General features: G+C 53.1%; 4 protein-coding genes. All 4 read left to right on the top strand.

Annotation, left to right across the window (positions count from 1 at the left end):
• Positions 1–970, top strand: a 970-nt coding sequence (locus tag ACYC56_RS15070; RefSeq protein ID WP_461374989.1) for a 4Fe-4S binding protein, incomplete at its 5' end; no start/stop codon positions are given.
• A gap of 4 nt (positions 971–974) precedes the next feature.
• Positions 975–1397 carry a hydrogenase iron-sulfur subunit gene (locus ACYC56_RS15065; RefSeq protein ID WP_461374988.1) on the top strand — a complete coding sequence of 141 codons (423 nt, stop codon included), beginning with the start codon at positions 975–977 and terminating at the stop codon, positions 1395–1397.
• Positions 1398–1402: 5 nt separating this feature from the next.
• Entirely contained in the window at positions 1403–2071 is a 669-nt protein-coding gene (locus ACYC56_RS15060) for a methylenetetrahydrofolate reductase C-terminal domain-containing protein (protein ID WP_461374987.1), read from the top strand.
• On the top strand, positions 2068–2575 hold a 508-nt coding region (locus ACYC56_RS15055; protein ID WP_461374986.1), incomplete at its 3' end, for a methylenetetrahydrofolate reductase. The genes ACYC56_RS15060 and ACYC56_RS15055, both read left to right, overlap by 4 nt.

Below are 2575 nucleotides of genomic sequence, written 5' to 3'. Positions count from 1 at the left end.
TCGGCAAATCAGCCACGGCGTTACGATCCTGGCCACCGGCGCACTGCCTAACCGCCCGAAGGATTATCTCCTCGGCCAACACGAGGCGGTCATGACCCAGTTGGATGCGGATGGCCAGCTCGAAGAAACACCGGAAAAGACCAATAACTGGGAAACCGTGGTCATGATTCAATGTGTAGGCTCCCGGCAAGCGGATAATCCTAACTGTTCGCGGATCTGCTGTCAGGCGGCGATTAAAAACGCCCTGAGAATTTTGGAAAAAAACCCGGATGCCCTTATTTTCGTCCTTTATCGGGATATGCGGACTTATGGTTTCCAGGAAGACTATTATCGGCTGGCCCGGGAAAAAGGGGTCGTCTTTGTTCGTTATGAACCGGAAAACCCACCGGAGGTTCAGGAAGCCGGAAAGCAGGTGAAAATTACCTTCACCGATCCCATCCTAAGCCGACCATTGGCCGTTATCGCAGATGCTCTGATCTTGAGCACCGGATTGATCAGCGATGATGAATCCACGGAAGACCTGGAAGCGATTTTTAAAATTCCCAGAACATCGGATGGGTATTTTCTGGAGGACCACATCAAGTTGCGCCCTGTGGATCTTTCCAATCCAGGGTTTTTTGTGGCCGGAACCGCTCATTCCCCCCGGTTGATCCGGGAAACAATCGCCCAAGCCGAGGCCTCAGCCGCCAGGGCCCAGACCATCCTCAGCCACGACCATATCAACCTTGGTGCGGCCGTCGCCCGGGTCGATTCAAAAAGATGTGCTGCCTGCCTGATTTGCGTCCGGGCCTGTCCTTTTGATGTCCCGTTTATCAATGCCGACGGGGTTTCGGAAATCGATCCATCCAAATGTCAGGGTTGTGGTATTTGCGTCTCCGAGTGCCCGGCCAAGGCCATACAACTGATGCAGTTTGAAGACGATCAGATTCTGGCCAAGCTCGAGGGCTTGCTGGAAAGGAGAGTAGCATAACCTAATGGAAACATTTGAACCGGTCATTGTCGCTTTTTGCTGTCATTACTGCGCCTACACCGCCGCGGACATGGCCGGCACCCAGCGGCTCAGTTATCCCCCCAATGTCAAAATTATACGGGTCCCCTGCTCCGGGAAGGTAGATACCATTCATGTTTTGAAGGCTTTTGAAAAAGGCGCCGATGGTGTCTATGTGGCTGGTTGTCTGGATGGAGACTGCCACTTCAAAAAAGGCAACCTCCGGGCCGCCAAACGGGTGGAACAGGTGCGAAGGCTCTTGGAAAGCATCGGCATTGAAGGCCAAAGGTTGGAAATGGTCAATCTCTCTGCCGGCATGGGAGAGGGTTTCGCCGAGATTGCCCGGCAGATCACCGAAAAAATCCGGAATCTGGGACCCAACCCAGTCCGAATACCGAAGGAGAAATAAAGTCGATGATTACAGCGGAATCAAAACCCCTGGAAGAAATCATTGAATATATCCGGCCGTTTCAGAGAATTTTACTGGTCGGATGTAATGAGTGTGTGACGGTTTGTTCCGCCGGCGGCCGAAAGGAAGTCGGTATCCTATCCTCACTACTGCAAATGGCCTTTCTGAAACAGGGTAAAAATCTACAGATTCGGGAACATACCCTGGAACGCCAATGCGATCCGGAATATGTGGAAGAACTGACGACTATGGTTGACGGCGTGGATGCGATCTTGTCCATGGCTTGCGGATGCGGTGTCCAGGAGTTGAGCCGCCGGTTTAAAGCCAAACCGGTATTCCCGGCGGTCAATACCAAATTTATGGGGGCCTCGGAACGACAGGGCATATGGTCGGAACGGTGTGCGGGATGCGGCGACTGTTTGCTGGGGGTTACCGGCGGGATTTGTCCCATTGCCCGATGTTCCAAACAATTGATGAACGGTCCCTGCGGGGGTTCCACTTCCGGTAAATGTGAAATCAGCCCCGATGTAGATTGTGCCTGGCAATTGATCTGGGATCGGCTCAAGTCGATGGGGCTGGAAAGCCGTTTCGAAGAAATCATCCCGGCTAAAGACTGGCGTCCCGGCCGGGGAGCCGGCCCCCGAAAAATTATCAGAGAGGATTTGGCAGAATGAAAACCGAGAGTGTCCTGGAAAAAGTTTTGAAAGCAGGAAAGCTGGCCGTAACCTCGGAGTGTGGCCCTCCTCGAGGGGCTGTGCCGGAAAAGATTCGTCAGAAAGCTGAACAGTTGAAAGGTTATATTGATGCCGTCAATGTCACCGACAACCAGACGGCTATGGTCCGTATGTCGAGCTTTGCCGCCGGTGTTTTTTTGCGGCAAATGGGACTGCATCCGATCCTGCAAATGGTCACCCGGGACCGTAACCGATTGGCCATGCAGGCCGATATCATCGGGGCTTATGCGCACGGCATCAATACCATGCTTTGCCTTTCGGGAGATCATCCTCATTTTGGAGATCACCCCATGGCTGCCAGTGTCCATGATATCGATTCGATCCAGTTTTTGCAGATGGTCAAGAAGATGAGGGATGAAGGCAAGTTTCAGGGGGGTGCGGACATTGAAAATCCTCCCCGAATGTTCATCGGGGCAGCGGCCAATCCCTTTGCCGACCCCTTTG

It is taken from the genome of Candidatus Aquicultor sp. (assembly GCF_054640775.1).
The sequence above is the reverse complement of the archived record's forward strand: the minus strand, read 5'-3'. Positions and strand labels throughout refer to the sequence as shown.